At 64.3% G+C, this 563-nt stretch carries 1 protein-coding gene; it reads left to right on the forward strand.

Going from position 1 to position 563, the window contains the following annotated elements; all coding sequences use genetic code 11:
• Positions 1–563, forward strand: a 563-nt coding sequence (locus AC3A5O_RS28765; RefSeq protein ID WP_487754017.1) for an AMP-binding protein, incomplete at both ends; no start/stop codon positions are given.

Raw genomic sequence — 563 nt, forward strand, 5'->3', positions numbered from 1 at the left:
CAGCAGTTCCACGAGTTGCTGTGCGACGCCGGGGTGACGGTGCTCAACCAGACGCCCTCGGCGTTCAAGCAATTGATGCACGAAGCCTGCGCTGATGACCGGGCCAATGCCTTGCGCTACGTGGTGTTCGGTGGCGAGGCGTTGGACGTCAAGTCCCTGCGTCCGTGGTTCGAGCGCTTCGGCGATGCGGCGCCGCAACTGATCAACATGTATGGCATCACCGAAACCACCGTGCATGTGACCTACCGTCCGCTGTCGCTGGCGGACCTGGAGCAGGACGCCAGCAGCCCGATTGGCGAACCGATTGCCGACCTGTCGTGGTACCTGCTGGACGGCGATCTCAACCCAGTGCCGAAGGGTTGTATCGGAGAGTTGTACGTCGGTCGCGCCGGCCTGGCCCGGGGCTACCTGAGTCGCGGCGACCTCACGGCGTTGCGGTTCATCCCCGACCCGTTCGGCGACAGTGGCGCACGCTTGTACCGCACCGGCGACCTGGCGCAGTACCGCAGCGATGGCGTGATCGAGTACGTCGGTCGCATCGACCATCAAGTGAAAATCCGTGG

This window comes from Pseudomonas sp. Soil_N_39 (genome assembly GCF_057655955.1).